Raw genomic sequence first — 17,163 nt, 5'->3', positions numbered from 1 at the left:
TGATGGGGAGTGGTAAAATCCCATTAAAAAAGGTGAATGTTCATGTCTGAACCAACATTAGGAGATTCTTATCAAATCAGTTTGCAAAATATTCGCCATCACTCACAGCATATCCATTTAGGAATAGAAATTCTTTTCGTAATTCGGGGAGAAGTTGAAGTTATCGTCAATCAAGATTCCTGGCATTTGGCGGAAAATGATCTCCTGCTAATTAATGCTAATGATGTTCATACCGTTAAGGGGCACGAAGATAATGTAGTATTATTGCTGCAAATTCCCCTAAATTCCATCGAGCAGCTTTATCAGGATATTCATGTGTGTTATTTCGACTGCCATTCATCCAAAGAGGATAATGGGCTATATCTTCTGTTTGATCAGATCCGTCAACTCTTGGCTGAAATTTTGATCGCACATTACCAAGAGCAGGATGGAAGTGAACTTGAAATCAACAGCCTGATTTACAAGTTAGTTACACTCCTTATCCGAAATTTCAAAACCACAAATCTCGGGCAGAATCGATTTATCGAAATGAAGGATGAAAGAATTAGGGAAATCCTTACTTTTATTGAAAAAAATTATCGTAAACAAGTGTCTTTAGAAGAGATTGCCAAACGGCAATATTTATCCCTATACTATTTGTCCCGTTATTTCAAGCAGGCTGTTGGTGTCAGCTTTTCACAATATATAAAACAAATCCGCTTGAAATCAGCTGTTCATGAGCTGTTATATACCGATCATACCATTATGAAAGTCTCGTTAAATAATGGTTTTCCAAATGTGAAAGCTTTTAACAAGGCTTTTAAGGAAATGTACAATCAAACACCTGCAGAATATCGTGGTCTTCATAAAAAAGAACCTTTCCATGAAGTAAATAATATAAGCGAACAATATACTCTGGTGAATTCGCCGGACTTTTTAATTGAATTGAGCAAGTATATTTCGCAAAAGGACCAAAATGTTACGGTGAAAGAATCGGGGGTTTCTGCGGTACATATTAATCTTCCGCAAGAGCCTGTTCTTGTCCGGGATAAAGCCCAGCGATTACTGGTGATTGGAAAGCTGGAATATGCCTTAAATGAAGAAGTCCAAGCAGAATTAAAGCTTGTTCAGGAGCAGCTTCATTTTGAATATGCCTATTTCACGAACCTATTATCTCCCGCTTTTACGACAATGGACCCGTTTTTGCAAATAGGAGGGCCTTATTATAAGATTGATGCGTTATTTAACGAATTTCAAAGGCTGGGTTTAATTCCATTCATTAGCGTTGAGATTGAAAAGGAAGTCGTAAGCAGCCCCGATTATATAAGGATGTTAGATGATTTTTTACAGCACGCCGTCAGTTATTTTGGAGATGACTTTGTCGGGAAGTGGCAATTTGAATTGGTGTTCACCGAGTGGGATCAAAAAGCCCGGACTTTTTATCAAGAATACCTTCAAACTGTTAAAAAGAGGGCTTCCACCGCAAAAGTTGGAATTCATGTACCATTTTCCTTAGAAAACGGATTATCAGTCCCTGTTACTGAATTTTTAAAGCAAATGGATCAAATTGACCTGGTGTGCTTCAGCTGCAATCCAAATGAACAATTGGACTTTACCGATATGGATAACAGTTCCTTCAAGGGAGTAAAAGATTATATAAAAAAGTCGTGTATTGAATTAAAAGCAAACCTTTCTTCAGCTGGCTTGGCTGGCACACCAATTTACTTGACAAACTGGAATACACTTTACGGTAATACAGTAAATTTAAGTGGAACTTTTTTTCGATCAGCTCTCATTTTTAAAGACATGCTTGATGTTATAAAAGAGATTTCCGGTTTGGGATTTTGGATTGATACCCATTCATTAGAAAATAGTAATATGAATAATGATAATATTGCAATGAATGGAATTGCCCTCCTTTATTATTATCAAATAAAACGTCCGGCGTTTTTTAACATGCAATTTATCGCAAAAATTGGGCAAGAAATTTTAGCCGAAGGTGAGGACTTTATACTGACGAAGGGGAAACAAGGGTACCAATTAGCTATATATAACAATTCCTATGTAAATCCCACTTATTCTGTCGAAAGCTTCTTTTTGAGCTCCTTAACAAAGGAAAAGAAAATCATGATTTCAGGGCTGCCTTCTGGCACTTATCAAATTCGCAAATACATTCTCGATAGAAATAACGGTGCATTTTACTTTAATTGGCTCAATCTCAATCAGCAGTATATCTATGATCAAGAGATCATTGCGTATCTCAAGCAGCGAGCCTATCCAGATTTGCAAATCTATGAGGAAAACATTGCCTCGGAGCTCTTATTACAATCCACTTTGACGTTAAATGCCATTCATCTCTTTGAAATTAGGCCATTAGGTTAAAACTTAATGGTCTTTTTTTGTTGTTTGGATAAGCCAAGTTATGAAAAAGGGCAAATGATGGAGTGTGTTTTCGACAATGATTGGAATGTTTTAAATAGTTAAAAAAATTATAATGAAGACAAGAAAGCGATTACATAAATATTAATTCGGAGGTAGCCTTTTATGTCTGTTTCTCAAGGAACGATTAAGAAGCAAAGCGATGCAAAACTTTCGGTATCAAAGGAAAAGAATACCGGGGGAGTTTTGTTGACTACAGCTTTAATGGCTGGTTATTCCATGATTTACATGGACAAAAACATGATTTCGACTGCAATTATCCCAATTGCAGAACAATTCCATCTAACAACAAGTCAAACCGGTTTGATAATGAGTTTATTTTTCTTGGGTTATTCGTTAATGCAGATACCTGGGGGATGGCTCGCAGATAGGATTGGATATAAAAAGGTACTGATGCTTTCGCTTTCGCTCATTACGATATTTTCATTTGCATTTGGCCTTGCTGGAAGCTTATTGATGTTTATTTTGATTCGTTTCTTGGCTGGTATTGGCCATGCAGGCTATCCTCCAAGCTGTTCAAAAGGAATCGCCGAAAATTTCCCGAAAACAAGACGAACTTTTATTCAATCGCTCATTTTGTCAACGAGTGGAATTGGCGGAATTTTTGCGTTTGTAATCGGGGCACGGCTGATTGACATAAATTGGCACTATGCCTACTATGCACTGGGGACATTTTTTGCCATTGCGTTACTTATGGTTGCTTTATTGGTACCTAATAGCCAACCAACTGCCAAAACGAAGATTGAAAAGAAACAAGTTAGTTTTAAGTCAGTGATTTCTAATCGAAATGTAATTATTTTATTCGTTGCCATGCTGCTGGCGAATGTGGCTTTTTACGGAAATATGTCATGGCTGCCAACTTTCCTAAAGACAAAATTTTCACTATCCATTAGTACGGTAGGGATAATTCTGGCAGTGAACGCTATTGGAGGAACATTAGCCTCCATATTTGCAGGTGTATTGTTGACAAAATATTTCGCTAGCAAGGAAAAGTTACTGTTAATGGTATGTTCAGTCCTTTCATCCTTGTTGTTTCTTGGTTTAGTATTCTCAAATTCCTTGGCCCTTTCCATTGCTTTCTTATATGTGCTCACATTTTTACTAACCACTATTTTTGTGGGAATTTTCTCTTGGCCGCACAAAATTTTGCCTGAGAAAGTAATTGGGTCATCCATTGGGATCGTCAATACGGGTGGAACGCTTGGGGGCTTTATTGCACCAATGGCATTCGGTGCTTTAATTTCCATGGCTGGTGGATCGTTTTCTATCGTTTTTATCACCTTGGCAATAGCCGTAGTAATATGCGGTCTAGTTTTACTTACCGTTAAAACAGAAAAATAATAGGAGGGAAAATGATGTTAGATCAACTAATGCAAAAACTTGAAGAGAAAAAAGAAAGAATGATTGAAATACGCAGATATCTCCATCAACATCCTGAATTATCTTTTAAAGAAGAAAAAACGGCCCAATATATTGCTGATTTTTATAAAGATAAAAATGTAATAATACGGACAAATGTTGGCGGATATGGAGTGGTAGTTAAAATCGAAGGCGGACTGGCAGGTAAAACGGTTGCCCTGCGTGCTGATTTTGATGGACTGCCCATTATGGAAGAGACAGATGTACCTTTTAAATCGGTTAATCCAGGTGTTATGCATGCATGTGGTCATGATGGACACACTGCCTATTTAATGATATTAGCCGAAGCATTAATCGAAATGAAAGACCAATTAAGAGGAAACGTCGTTATCTTGCATCAGCCTGCGGAAGAAACGCCTCCTGGTGGAGCGATTGCCATGATTGAAGATGGATGTTTGGAAGGTGTGGATAGTATTTTCGGTATTCACCTAATGTCCCCGTCGGTGACCGGGGAAGTCTACTATCGTTCTGGAGAAATGCAGGCCGGACGCTCATATTTCAAAGTGAAAATCCAAGGAAAAGGCGGACATGGTTCGATGCCGCATACAAGCAATGACAGTATTGTCGCAGCAAGCCATTTTGTTGTAGCAGCCCAGACGATTGTCAGTCGCCGAATCAATCCTTTTGATATGGCGACAGTAACGATTGGCTCGTTTGATGGAAAGGGATCATTTAATGTCATAAAGGACAGCGTGGAACTTGAAGGAGACGTTAGAACCATGTCCAGTGAAGTTCGTGCTAAAGTGGAAACGGAATTCAAGCGAATCCTAGCGGGGCTTGCTCAAGAATTTGACATTACCTATGACTTAATATATTCGCATGATTACCCTGTTTTGGTGAATGATAATGCCATGACTGAACTGGTTGTAAATGGGATTAAAAAGGCTGGAATTCCTGAAATCAAAGCATTAATGGAAACACCGCCAATGTCCGGTTCAGAGGATTTTGCTTACTATTTGCAAAGAATTCCTGGCAGTATGTTTTATGTTGGAGCAAAGCCGGAGAATGGACCAGTTTATCCTCACCATCATCCTAAATTTGTCATTAATGAGGACAGCCTTATCATCGCGGCAAAAGCAATGGCTGCAGTGGTTGCGGAATATTTTGGGCAGAAGTAAAAAAAAGGAAAAAGGGGACGGTTCTTATGCCTGCGGCGTGGGAACCTTCTTCTTTATAGGAGTGATCACATGTCATTTACTAATTTAAAAGAGTTAATTGAACAAGCAGAGCAGGAAAACTCAACTATTTCGGAATTGATGATCAAAACAGAGGTACAACAGAAAGGCTGTTCGAGGGAAACGATTATCGAAAAAATGTCAGAACAATTTACTGTAATGGAGGAGGCTGTCCGCAGAGGTACAATGAGTCCAGTCATGTCGCGTACTGGTTTGACTGGTGGGGATGGAAACCGTCTTTATCAGTATGCCCAAAACGGTAATTCATTTGTCAATCCTAAAACATTGAATGCTGCAGCAAATGCGCTCGCGGTATCAGAAGTAAATGCTGCAATGGGGCGGATTGTGGCAACGCCAACAGCTGGTTCAGCGGGAATCTTGCCAGCTGTCCTTGTTCACGCACTTGACAGCGGGAAATTTACCCGAGAGCAGCTTGTGCAGACAATATTCACTGCCTCTGCTCTCGGCTTAGTTGTTGCCAATAAAGCTTCGATATCAGGGGCAGCCGGCGGGTGCCAAGCTGAAATAGGATCAGCAACCGCAATGGCAGCCGGCACCCTGGTAGAGCTTGCCGGTGGAACACCAATGCAGGTTGGAAATGCCGTCGGAATTGCTTTAAAAAATTCATTGGGTTTGGTTTGTGACCCGGTTGCTGGGCTGGTGGAAATCCCGTGCATCATCCGCAACGGTTTACATGCAATTACCGCCCAAGCTGCTGCGGATATGGCTTTAGCCGGGATAGCCTCGGTCATCCCGCCGGATGAAGTGATCCATGTGATGCATGAAGTCGGACAGCAAATGCCCGAATCGTTGAGAGAAACCGGGATAGGCGGTCTTGCCGGAACTCCGACCGGGCAAAAATTAAAGAAGCAGATTTTAAATGAAAAAACTAGTGGCTGTGGGCCGGCAAAATACCAAAGTGCGTATGAAATCATCGGTCCCGTAATGGTTGGCCCTTCGAGTTCCCATACAGCAGGGGCTGTCCGGATCGGGAATATTGCCCGCCAGCTACTAAATGAAAATCCAGTATATGCAAAGTTCTCGCTGATGGGCTCTTTCGCAGAAACCTATCAAGGCCATGGAACAGACCTAGCTCTTTTAGCCGGTGTGCTCGGGTTATCTACCATGGATGACGGCATTCCAAATTCAAAGGAAATTGCTGAGGAAAATGGCTTACAATATGAATTCACGAAACGGGTGCTTGGAAGCTACCATCCAAATACGGTTCTCGTAGAATTGACAGGGTTCACACGTACTGTAAAGGTTTTGGCCAGCTCTTTAGGCGGTGGTAAAGTGGAGGTTCAAGAATTCGATGAGTATCCATTTAAATTTTCAGGTGAAAGGCCAACACTTGTTATTCGCCATTCCGACCAAAAAGGGGTTATTGCTGAATTATCGGAAATACTATATCAAAAGGGGTTCAATATAGCCCGTATGGCCAATGAACGTTCCAAAATCAATGGTGCTGCAATAACAATTTGTGAAATCGACAATACAATCGAAGACACTCTCTTATCTTTATTAAAAAGAGAGATTCCGACTATTGACGAAATTGTATTGGTTCAAACTAAGTAGTTACCTATAAAATCATCAATTAAGCTCGTAATCGTATTTTCGCTGATGCAAGAAAGCATGATATGCGAATGAAATTCATAAAAGGCATTCGGAATTCGGAATGAATTCGTTCCGAATGCCTTTTGTCTATAATATGATGCCAATCTTAAGGGCAAAATTTAATAGGGGAAATTCCAAAAAGACGGAAGTGCAAAATAATAATTCCATATATCAGCAACTACTAAATCGGACAGCATATTAAAATATGAAACCAACGATCATAATCCGACTTTGTCATGGCTTTTAGGGCAACAATAATGCCTGCATAGGACATAGCATCGTAAGTCCTCGTGCAATAAAGCTCTTCAGCTAGACGGTGCTTTCAGGGAATCAACTAGACGTTGAATTTTCAGAAAGCAAGATTTCCAATATGCTTGACCTTGTGAAAAATACAATTCACGATTCGCCAGAACGAAATCAGCTATGAATAATTTTCTATACACCGTGGGGATTTCATATTTGCCGCACCATGAAAAGGCAGTCGAGACTGCAAAGGCTGACAAGAAAAAAGCAGCTTTCTAAAAGCTTACGAAAGTATTCAAAAAGAAGTCGAAACAGGAAGGATTGGTTTTAAACGCAAGTATGTAAGATGTTAAAATTAGCACTTTTTTATTATTCCTTATCCGTAAAGTTTTTTTAACAAATGAGCCTGTATCCACCTTGGATCAGGCTTTCTTGTATATATAGAAAAGTAATCACGAGAGATATTATGTTTTTAGACATTGAAAAAATATCATGCTTGAATCTGCGATTGTCTAGAATTCTTTTTGAAAATCACCTTCGCTTTAAAATGTGAGAACAAATAACAGCCTATAATCACAATACCACTACCAATCCCTTGTATCCACGTCATTTTTTCACCTAATAATAGAAAAGCTAAAATTGCAGTAAAAATAGGATTAAAATTCAAGAAAATACCTGATGTTGTTGTACCTAATTTTTGTACACCAATATTCCAAAGTACCATACATGCTACAGTTGAGATAACGCCTGTATATAAAATAGATTGTATGAAGGAAGTATTTATATTAGACACTGTAAAATTGGAAAAATTAAACGGTAGAAGAACTATAAGTCCAAATATACCAGAATATAACGTAGACATCATGGGTGTTGTCGTTACCATTGCCCATTTGCTACAAACGGAATATATTCCCCAAACGCATACAGCAGCCATCATATATAAATCACCTGTATTAAATCGTAATGAAAGGAAAAGATCAATATTTCCTTTTGAAAGTACAAGTATTACGCCAATAAGCGAAAAAAACATAGAAAACATTTGTAGAATATTAATTCTTTCTTTTAAAAAGAAAAATGAAAAAATAGCAATTGAAATCATGTTTAATGTTGATATTAATCCAACATTAGTCGCGGATGTTTTCTCTAATGCTACAAATTGCAATAGGTTAAATAGAACCACACCTGTAATTCCCATCAAAAATAAAGGAAGGATTGCACTTCGAGGAGGAAATATCTTTTTTTCTTTCCACCATACAATCGGCAAAAGACAACTAACAGCAATGATCCACCTTAAACTCGTCAATGTCATCGGAGAAGCATGTTCGACAAGCGACTTTCCAACGACAAAGTTTCCACCCCATAACAAACTTGTTACAAGTAATAACGAAAAATAATAATATTGCATTTCATTTTGCTCCTTTACATCTTTCACTGTTTAAGTAAAAGGATCGAAGCCATTGTGCACAATGACATTTCAATTTTTACAATTATTTATTAATAATTTTAACATTTTAGATCGTTACTTAATATATTATTTTGTATAATAGAAGAAACTTAGAATAATATTAATGAATATTGCCGATAAACAGAATTAAATTTTGTTTTGCTATTGAAGTGATACTATTTTTGGAACATTTGTAAAAGGAGTGACTATAAGTGGAATCTATCGTAAGCAAGGTTCTAGATAATGTTGATATTCAAATTTTAGATTTACTGCAAAAGGATGCACAGTTAAGTAATACTGAGCTCGCAAAGCGTGTCAAGTTATCTCCCCCAGCTATACATTCAAGGATAAAACGTTTGGAAAATGAAGGGTTTATTAATGGACAAGTAGCAATTTTAAACCAGGAGAAGCTAGGTTTTGATTTATTATGTTTCATTTTTATTAGTACAAATATACATCAAGCTGAAGAACTGGAAGTTTTGGAAAAGGCATTAGCTTCTATGTCAGAAGTATTAGAGTGTCATTGTTTAACTGGTGAGTATGATTATCTTCTAAAAGTGGCTAATAAAGATCGGAAGGAATTAGAAATATTTATTAGAAAGTTAAATAAACTAGGCATAACAAAAATTCAAACTAGCCTAGCTCTTAGAGAAATTAAATATTCAACTGTTTTACCTATATGGGAAGAAAAGTCCCGTTCGTAAAAGTACACTTTATCGAACGTGTTTTATAGAACAAGAGAGAGAGAAAAGGTAGAAGAAGAAATAAAAAAATGAAGTCCTTTATAGATTGGATCGCAAGGAACGAGTCATTTAAGATTATTCTTATCACTTCAAGAGAATTGAGCAGGTACACTATGTCTTTCAATAATTACATCTCAACATCACTAGAAATACAAGCTTATGATCGATCCCGATAAAATCATTGCGTTAGAAATTTGAAATTTATAATTCCAACTGTATGCCATATATTTTTTCTTGAAAATGGATTGCTCAACCAGTTTAAGCACTGAGCCGTGGATCGATTAAAAAGCAGTGCACTCTTTATGAGCTGCACTGCTTTTTAAAATTTTATCCCGTTTATTATGGTCTTTAATTAGAAAAACGGTATTAAAGTATGCTGAATGAATCATTATCTTTATTTATTTATTTATTTAACAAAACAGCTTCTTCGTTTCTAGGTTGTAGAGCCATTTGTAGTGCTCTTTTTTCTTCATCGTTTATAGGGACCAATGGTAACCGGACACCTCCAACATTTAACCCCCGCATATTTAATGCTGATTTTACTGGTGCGGGGCTTGGTGCAGCAAATAATGCTTTCATGATTGGAAGAAGGTTACGATGTGTAGCGGCAGCACCATGGACATCACCATTTTTAAAGCTATTTATCATTTCTTGCATTTCATTACCAATTATGTGTGAAGAAACCGAAACAATTCCTGTTCCACCGATGGCTAAAACCGGTAATGTTAACCCATCATCGCCGCTGTACAATGTAAAATCACCAGTTGTTTTGCTTATGATTTGTGCCATGGCATCTAAGTCACCACTTGCCTCTTTTACTGCCACAATATTGTTGATTCTTGAGAGGTTAACAATCGTCTCTACTGACATGTTTACAACACTTCGTCCTGGAATATTATAGAGCATTACCGGTAAAGATGTTGATTGGGCAATAGCCTTAAAGTGCTGAAATAATCCTTCTTGAGACGGCTTGTTATAGTATGGGGTAACGAGCATTATTCCGTCGACTCCCGCTGCCTCAGCTTGCCTTGTTAAGTTGATGGAAGCTTTCGTGTTATTTGAGCCAGTTCCAGCTATGACAGGAACTCTTCCATCAACAACTTCAACAACAATTTTGAATAAATCCAGTTTCTCTTCTGTTGTTAATGTAGGGGACTCTCCAGTTGTACCAGCTATTACTAATCCATCAGAGCCATTAGCAATTAAATAGTTTACTAAAGTTCTCGTAGCATTAAAATCAACCTCATCATTATGATTGAACGGGGTAACCATTGCGGTTAAAACTTGGCCAAAATTCATAACTTCACACCCTTTTGTATGATTTTTTAAAAATATTCAGAGGTGGTGGGCCATTCAGGAGTAAACGCAAAAAAGCAACAACGAGGATTCGCTGCTGCAGTAGAAACAATATTTATCAAAAAATGTTTCCGCGCATAAGATAGCCCTCCATATAGTTTCCTATATGACAGTCCTGTATTTATTCAATAGCAGAACCAGCTTCAAGAACATGAGATTCTTTCGGCTTCGGCAAATTCCCCTTTCCACAATAGTCATAGGATCTCATTCTCCTCAAAATGTGTACTAATGGTTTTTGCTCCTCTATCCTCACTTCAAAAGTATGAAGCAAGAAAATATTTAATTGACTGTAATATAACAAGGAATCCTTTCTATTGCAAGGCAATTTAGAAAATTTTTTTTAGAATACATGAATAATCAATGAAAATGGATACGGTATAGGGCTGGATTCATCTTTTTTAGATTATGTAATCTTAACATTAATAGTTTTATAGATATATTCTGTTTCATAGGTGATTGGGCTTTTAGAAGCACAACCTGTCGAATAAGGGTTTGTATTATCATAGGACAATGCTAATGCTTTATTCATCGGTGTCGGTGCAATCGCAAAAAACAGTCCAAAGACAAGAGTTATTACCATCACAATATTTAATAATTTTTTATAATAACCTCTCTCCTTTCCTTCTTCTAGACTTTACCATATCAAAATTGGTATTTCTATGTACTGTGGAACCATTTACCATTTTACGGGTAACTACGTAGTTGAGGGATAGGATTCCATTCCCATTAAGAAATGGAAAATCAATACCAAAAACGAGACAAAAGTGAATGGAACGAATACTGGCCTTAGTCCTTTTTGATTTATTAATATATAAATTACATTGGTCTTATATTTTATTAATAATGTAAAGTTACTATTTTAATTGGTAAACACCTTAAAAATTTATAAACAAGGAGGATAGTTGTTGATCTGTTTAAAAAATACATAATTAGCTAAACGATAAATAGGAGGTATTGATTTTGAAAGGGAAAAATAAATTTGCAGCAATGCTGACAGTTGTAACGGTAGGATTAACAACTTCTTTATCAAGTGTACAAGCATTCTCGGAATCTTCAAATTCAGATAATAAGCGTAAACCTGAGCTCGTTTTTCCAGTAATCAGTGATGTGCATATTGATGATGGAACAACAGCTGATATGAACAAGTTCAGAACAGCCATGGATCAATTAAATAAAGCTGCGCCTAGACAGGATGCTTTTGTTGTCGTTGGGGATTTAACGGACTATGGATACGCTTCTGAATATGATAAGTTCTTCTCCATTTATAATGAGAAGAAACAAGGTGGTGTCCAATCCATGTTTACAATGGGGAACCATGATTATTGGAATGGACTTTCCGTTGAAAAGGCACAAAATCGTTTTCTCGAGAAAACAGGAATGGATTCTCTTTACTATCATAAAAAAGTAAATGGATATGATTTTATTACGTTAAGTCCGGAAAATGGTAATACGCATGGTTTATATTCCGTTAATCAAATTAACTGGCTAGGTGAAAAGTTAGCTGCAGCAGAAAAAGAGAATCCGGACCAACCAATCTTTGTTTTTCTTCATCAACACATTAAAGACACTGTGTATGGAAGTGACTTGTGGGGAACTCAGGAAAATAAAGAACTTTTATATGATACTTTAAAGAAACATCCACAGGTAATTACATTTTCAGGCCATTCTCATTATCCACTCGAAGACCCGAGAACGATTCATCAAAAAGACTTTACGTCAGTTGGCACGTCTTCTGTAAGTTATTTGGAATTGGAGCCAGGCAAACTTCAAGGGTTCCATCCAGAAGGATATCGGGATATTAGTCAAGGAATGATTGTAGAAGTTTATAATAATGAAGTTGTCATTAAAAAACGTGACTTTCATAAAGACGATTGGACAGGAAAACCATGGGTAATAAAAAATCCTTCTAAAAAAAATAAATTTAAATATACAGACGATCGAGATCAGTTACCACCGGTTTTTGCAGTTAAAGATAAGGCTTCGATTGTAGAAGAAAAATCTACACTAAGAAGTTTAAATGTAACATTTCCACAGGCAAAAGATAACGCACTCGTACATTCATATCACATTACAGCCAAAAACAAGGAAACAGGGGAGATGGACGCAGATATCACCGCATTTTCTGAATTCTATTATGATCCTGTGCCAAAGAATTTAGAGTTCCCTGTTGCTGGAGTTAAGCCAGGTACTGATTATGAAATTAAGGTACAAGCACTAGATTCATTTAACAATAGCAGTAAAAAGGTGTTACTGGCTGATGGTCAGACAAAAGCCCTGGAAATGGTCTCGGCACAAGCTTCACCTTCTTTAGTAACAGAAGGTGAATCGACTGCACTCCAAGTGAAGGTGAAAAATTATGGAAGTAAAAGTATGAACGGGAAAATTAAAGTTGATGCACCTGAAGGTTGGAGTGTAGAGCACAATGAACTTGAGTATGTGCTATCAGGAACAGAAGAAAAAATATTGACAATAAAAGCTACACCTAGCAAGGAGATATCGGGTTCATCACAATTCAAGATTACTGCTTACGAGGAAGGCCAAATAATTGGCTCCAAGAAAATAAATGTATTCGTCAACATGATGCTTGGAGAAAGTTTTGACCAATTAGAGTCTGCATTAAAGCCAGCAGTGAATGAAAACATTCCAAGTTCCATTCTCGGTTGGAGCCATACAGCTCCTAATGGCTGGTCGGTTACGAATAGCTCGAATATGCCAGCTGGTACAGAAGAGTGGCAAGGGTGGAGCTTCACAACAAAGGACTTTTGGACAAAAGCAGAAGACCAAGAGCGTAACAAATTTGAACTTGGTCAAGGTGTTATAGCAGTAGCGGATCCTGATGAATGGGATGATAACGGTTCACCAGCAGCAAAAGGCTTTTTTGATAGTACATTAACTTCACCTACTGTAAAAGTTGATGATGCCAAAGAGCTATACTTAGGATTTGCATCTCACTATAAACAAGAAGGAACGCAAACAGCTGAAGTGACTGCTGTCTTTGATAATGGGGAAAAACAACAAGTTCTCGTTTATGACAATAAAGCTGCTTCGGATAATAAAAATGGACATGTTTTGAATAAGTATGAAGTTAAATCGATTAATGTTCCTGAAGATGCTGCCTCTATGAAATTACAATGGAGAATGCATAATGCTAAAAATAATTGGTTTTGGTCGATTGACGATATTAGATTGGATGACCAAATGATCGTTTCACCAAAGTAAAGAGAAGAACAGATGAACTTTTCTTGATATTTGTAAAATGCGGACTTTCCTTAAGGGGAAGTTCGCTTTTTCTCTATGTCTCACAAACTCTGGACAAATAAAAAATATTTTAACAAAAAACAAGCTAGCCGGAACCCCGCTGGAAGCTTGATAAACAGTCGGCGGAAAGAGAGCGGATTTCTGAAATCAAGCTGGAACGTTTTTCAAATAAAAAAACTGTAAACCGACAATAGAATAGGATTTTTTTCATGTATTTTAGAAAATTTTAAGATTTGTGTGATATGTTTTTTTAAGTACTAAAAAAGTTATCGTAGGAAACATCTTTTTATGCAAGAACAGCAGATAAACAACTTTTCTATAAATGAGTAAACGAAAGATCGAAGCGGGGTGAAAATATTTGTCAATTAAAATGAGATTTCTGTTGTCCTACGTTGGCGTAATCCTTATTTCCATCACTTTGTTTTTAACAGCTGGATTTTTACTTATTTTTGCGATAACAGGTGATGTAAAAGCGATAGAACATTTATACAAAAAATCTTATCTCCAAAAACCTTTGACTGCAGTAGAGGAGAGTGTGTTTCTCGATTTAAAGCTTTTGGCAAAAAATAATCCTGAGCAGCTTCTAAATGAAGAACAACTGAAGAAGATTGAACATGGAGATATTAAGATTGTCGTTAGAAAAGGTAAAAACATTGATTATGCGTCCCAAACACTAGATAAGCCAGGCTTGATACAATCACTTCCCAAGTTCGAAGAAACGAATATCAATACGCGGGACACAATCAAAATGAAAGACTTTTTTTTCACCTATGTAAAGTTTGATTTTTATTTTTCTGATAAAAGTGAAGGAAGTATTTTTGTATTGAGAAAGGCAAGTTCATATGCCGAGCTGACTCGAGAGCTCTTTCCCATTTTATTCGCTCTATTGTTATTACTGTTTGTAATGATTATTGGACTATTAAATTATTTAGTTTCACGTAGCATCATCAAACCGATCTCAATTCTTAAAGAAGGCGCAGAGCGGATAAAATCAGGAGATTTAAACTTTGAAATCAAGGCGACTTCGAATGATGAAATCGGGCAATTGAATAGAGCTTTTGAGGAAATGAGAAAAAAGTTAAAAGAGTCCGTAAACATTCAGCTTCAGTATGAGGAAAATCGCAAAGAGCTTCTCTCTAATATTTCCCATGACTTGAAAACACCGATCACTTCGATTATGGGGTATGTTGAGGGGATTAAAGACGGAGTAGCAAACACCCCACAGAAAATGGACAAGTATTTATCGACTGTATACCTAAAAGCAAGAGATATGGATTCATTGATAGATGAATTATTTTTATTTTCCAAGTTGGATTTGAAAAAAGAACCATTCACTTTTGAAACGGTCAGGTTAGATAAGTATTTAAAAGACTACGTAGAAGAACTTCAACTGGATTTACTTCAACTAGGGATCCAGATTGAACTTCATCAGGTGAATAAACCGATATACGTGACAGCGGATAGAGAGAAACTGAAACGCGTATTGGCCAACCTGATCAGCAATTGTGTAAAGTATATGAATAAAGATGAAAAACACATTTCCATTTCTCTGCATGAAGGACTATATGATGTTGTTGTACAAGTAACGGATAATGGCTATGGAATAGAATCTTCTGCTTTGCCTTATATATTTAACCGCTTTTATCGTGCTGAGGAATCTAGAAATTCCCGGACGGGTGGAAGTGGTTTAGGACTTGCGATTGCAAAAAAAATTATCGGCGAGCATGGTGGAGATATTTGGGCTACTAGCGAGATAGGAAAAGGTACAAGTGTCTTTTTTTCCATAAAGAAAGGTGAGGAAATGTGAAAAAGATATTACTTATTGAAGACGAAGTCAGTATTGCTGAATTGCAAAGGGACTATTTGGAAATTAATGATTTTAGTGTTGATATTCAACATACTGGTGATGCAGGTCTCCAACAGGCCCTTCAAGGAAATTATCATTTAATCATTTTGGATATCATGCTTCCAGGGTTGAATGGTTTTGAGATATGTAAACAAATACGTGCTGTCAAGAATATCCCGATTTTGCTTGTATCCGCCAAAAAGGAAGATATCGATAAAATTAGGGGGCTTGGTCTAGGGGCAGATGATTATATTACAAAACCATTTAGTCCAAGTGAACTAGTTGCAAGAGTGAAAGCGCATATAGCGCGGTATGAACGTTTATCAGGAAGTCACCCCAAATCTAATTCAATCTATGTTCATGGGATTTCAATAGATAAGTCAGCGCGCAGAGTTCACATAAACGGAGAAGTGGTGCCGTTTACAACAAAGGAATTCGATACTTTGGTGTTTTTTGTCATGCATCCGAATCAAGTATTAAGCAAAGAGCAGCTTTATGAAAATATTTGGGGATTGGAATCGGCTGCGGATGTTTCGACTGTAACCGTCCATATCAGGAAACTACGTGAAAAAATTGAAAGAAATCCTGCACATCCTAAATTTTTGGAAACCGTTTGGGGAGCAGGGTATCGCTTTAATGTTTAAATAGCATGTTAAGGACCCGTCACGAAGTGGCGGTTTTTTTTATAAACATTAAGAAATTTTATTAATAAGTTAATCATTTTTTAAGAAATTGTTTAGAGGGAGTTTAAGGTTAAGCATTAACATAATGAAGACGGAATAAGTAAGCAACTAAAAATAAAAGGGAGAAAAAAACATCATGAAACCTAAAGAACATGTCAATTTGCTACATAAGAATGACGGGAAATCCATTTGCGGCTGTGAAGTACAAACAGGGAAAGGATGGTGTGTTTCATGTGGAGATGGCTAACGATTGTCATCGGAAGCCTTTTCATCCTTCAAGGCTGTGTCTTGGATAATGAAGTAGAGCTAAATAAACAAGAAAAGGAGACAGGAAAGGGAATGAATGTACAATTGATTCAAGCCGTAGAACGTAAAGAAACGGAAAGAATAAGAAGCTTGATTGAGCAAGGTGCAGAAATAAATGCACAGGACTCGAAAGGGCGAACCGCCACTATGATTGCGACTTATAACAATGATGTAGAGACGGCAAAAATCCTTATTGAAGCGGGTGCAGACGTCAACATTCAGGATGACATGAAAAATAGCCCCTTCTTGTATGCCGGTGCTGAAGGTTATGTAGATATACTTAAACTTGCGATTGAAGCGGGTGCAGACCCCTCTATAACCAACCGTTATGGTGGAACGGCTTTAATCCCTGCTTCGGAACATGGTTATGTTGAGGTTATTAAAGAACTTCTTACTAAAACTGATATTGATGTGAATCATGTGAATGATCTCGGTTGGACCGCTTTGCTAGAAGCAATCATTTTGAATGATGGAGATGGAAAACAGCAGCAAACAGTTCAATTGCTAATAGATCATGGGGCAGATGTCAACATCCCCGATAATAACAGTATGACACCTTTACAACATGCCCGCGAGAAAGGGTTTAAGGAAATCGAACAAATTTTACTTAAGGCAGGAGCAAAATAACCAGATCGCTATACTTTCAATTTGTAATATC

General features: G+C 37.2%; 11 protein-coding genes, 2 pseudogenes and 1 riboswitch. Of the genes and pseudogenes, 10 read left to right on the top strand and 3 right to left on the bottom strand.

What is annotated here, in order from left to right:
• Nucleotides 1–42 precede the first annotated feature (42 nt).
• The 4 genes from ACQKMF_RS18455 (at nt 43) to sdaAA (ending at nt 6,587) form a co-directional block, all read left to right on the top strand.
• Nucleotides 43–2,361 carry a helix-turn-helix domain-containing protein gene (locus ACQKMF_RS18455; RefSeq protein ID WP_402937279.1) on the top strand — a complete coding sequence of 773 codons (2,319 nt, stop codon included), beginning with the start codon at nt 43–45 and terminating at the stop codon, nt 2,359–2,361.
• Between the two features lie 162 nt (nt 2,362–2,523).
• The gene (locus ACQKMF_RS18450) at nt 2,524–3,759 is read left to right on the top strand and encodes an MFS transporter (RefSeq protein WP_402937277.1); all 1,236 of its coding nucleotides are present in this window, start codon (nt 2,524–2,526) and stop codon (nt 3,757–3,759) included.
• A gap of 14 nt (nt 3,760–3,773) precedes the next feature.
• On the top strand, nt 3,774–4,955 hold the full coding sequence (locus tag ACQKMF_RS18445; protein WP_402937275.1) for an amidohydrolase: 1,182 nt from the start codon (nt 3,774–3,776) through the stop codon (nt 4,953–4,955).
• Between the two features lie 69 nt (nt 4,956–5,024).
• Complete coding sequence (sdaAA, locus tag ACQKMF_RS18440) at nt 5,025–6,587, top strand: L-serine ammonia-lyase, iron-sulfur-dependent, subunit alpha (protein ID WP_363320530.1); 1,563 nt, start codon at nt 5,025–5,027, stop codon at nt 6,585–6,587.
• Between the two features lie 212 nt (nt 6,588–6,799).
• On the opposite strand, the pseudogene ACQKMF_RS18435 reads toward sdaAA, so the two are convergent.
• Nucleotides 6,800–6,900: pseudogene (locus tag ACQKMF_RS18435) on the bottom strand (DNA alkylation repair protein); the annotation flags it as partial.
• Between the two features lie 45 nt (nt 6,901–6,945).
• Here ACQKMF_RS18435 and ACQKMF_RS18430 point away from each other — a divergent pair.
• Nucleotides 6,946–7,222 (top strand): annotated as a pseudogene (locus ACQKMF_RS18430) (DNA alkylation repair protein); the annotation flags it as partial.
• A gap of 137 nt (nt 7,223–7,359) precedes the next feature.
• Here the strand turns inward: ACQKMF_RS18430 and ACQKMF_RS18425 are convergent.
• Entirely contained in the window at nt 7,360–8,274 is a 915-nt protein-coding gene (locus ACQKMF_RS18425) for a DMT family transporter (protein WP_402937273.1), read from the bottom strand.
• A 251-nt stretch (nt 8,275–8,525) separates the two neighbouring features.
• Between ACQKMF_RS18425 and ACQKMF_RS18420 the strand changes: the two genes are divergently transcribed.
• Nucleotides 8,526–9,017 (top strand): Lrp/AsnC family transcriptional regulator, encoded by a 492-nt coding sequence (locus ACQKMF_RS18420; protein ID WP_230175854.1) that lies wholly within the window; start codon nt 8,526–8,528, stop codon nt 9,015–9,017.
• Between the two features lie 441 nt (nt 9,018–9,458).
• Here ACQKMF_RS18420 and dapA read toward each other — a convergent pair whose 3' ends face one another.
• Complete coding sequence (gene dapA / locus ACQKMF_RS18415; RefSeq protein WP_427574384.1) at nt 9,459–10,355, bottom strand: 4-hydroxy-tetrahydrodipicolinate synthase; 897 nt, start codon at nt 10,353–10,355, stop codon at nt 9,459–9,461.
• A 132-nt stretch (nt 10,356–10,487) separates the two neighbouring features.
• Nucleotides 10,488–10,666, bottom strand: a riboswitch (Lysine riboswitch).
• Between the two features lie 706 nt (nt 10,667–11,372).
• Between dapA and ACQKMF_RS18410 the strand changes: the two genes are divergently transcribed.
• The 4 genes from ACQKMF_RS18410 (at nt 11,373) to ACQKMF_RS18395 (ending at nt 17,132) form a co-directional block, all read left to right on the top strand.
• Nucleotides 11,373–13,631, top strand: a complete 2,259-nt coding sequence (locus tag ACQKMF_RS18410; RefSeq protein ID WP_427574382.1) for a metallophosphoesterase — start codon at nt 11,373–11,375, stop codon at nt 13,629–13,631.
• A gap of 397 nt (nt 13,632–14,028) precedes the next feature.
• Nucleotides 14,029–15,477: a sensor histidine kinase gene (locus ACQKMF_RS18405; RefSeq protein ID WP_402937268.1), complete on the top strand. Its 1,449-nt coding sequence runs from the start codon at nt 14,029–14,031 to the stop codon at nt 15,475–15,477.
• A complete protein-coding gene (locus tag ACQKMF_RS18400; protein ID WP_101225055.1) occupies nt 15,474–16,160 on the top strand; it encodes a response regulator transcription factor in 687 nt (228 codons plus the stop codon). The genes ACQKMF_RS18405 and ACQKMF_RS18400 overlap by 4 nt, the downstream gene beginning before the upstream one ends.
• Nucleotides 16,161–16,430: 270 nt before the next feature.
• Nucleotides 16,431–17,132, top strand: a complete 702-nt coding sequence (locus ACQKMF_RS18395; protein ID WP_402937266.1) for an ankyrin repeat domain-containing protein — start codon at nt 16,431–16,433, stop codon at nt 17,130–17,132.
• Nucleotides 17,133–17,163: the final 31 nt, after the last annotated feature.

The sequence above is a fragment of the Peribacillus sp. NPDC101480 genome (assembly GCF_050277335.1).
Taxonomy (GTDB): domain Bacteria; phylum Bacillota; class Bacilli; order Bacillales; family DSM-1321; genus Peribacillus.
This window is presented reverse-complemented; position numbering and strand designations above follow the sequence as displayed.

Coding starts and splice junctions, on each gene's coding strand:
- ACQKMF_RS18455 (WP_402937279.1), top strand. CDS start 43: ATGTCTGAACCAACATTAGGAGATTCTTATCAAATCAGTTTGCAAAAT.
- dapA (WP_427574384.1), bottom strand. CDS start 10,355: ATGAATTTTGGCCAAGTTTTAACCGCAATGGTTACCCCGTTCAATCAT.
- ACQKMF_RS18450 (WP_402937277.1), top strand. CDS start 2,524: ATGTCTGTTTCTCAAGGAACGATTAAGAAGCAAAGCGATGCAAAACTT.
- ACQKMF_RS18395 (WP_402937266.1), top strand. CDS start 16,431: ATGTGGAGATGGCTAACGATTGTCATCGGAAGCCTTTTCATCCTTCAA.
- sdaAA (WP_363320530.1), top strand. CDS start 5,025: ATGTCATTTACTAATTTAAAAGAGTTAATTGAACAAGCAGAGCAGGAA.
- ACQKMF_RS18445 (WP_402937275.1), top strand. CDS start 3,774: ATGTTAGATCAACTAATGCAAAAACTTGAAGAGAAAAAAGAAAGAATG.
- ACQKMF_RS18425 (WP_402937273.1), bottom strand. CDS start 8,274: ATGCAATATTATTATTTTTCGTTATTACTTGTAACAAGTTTGTTATGG.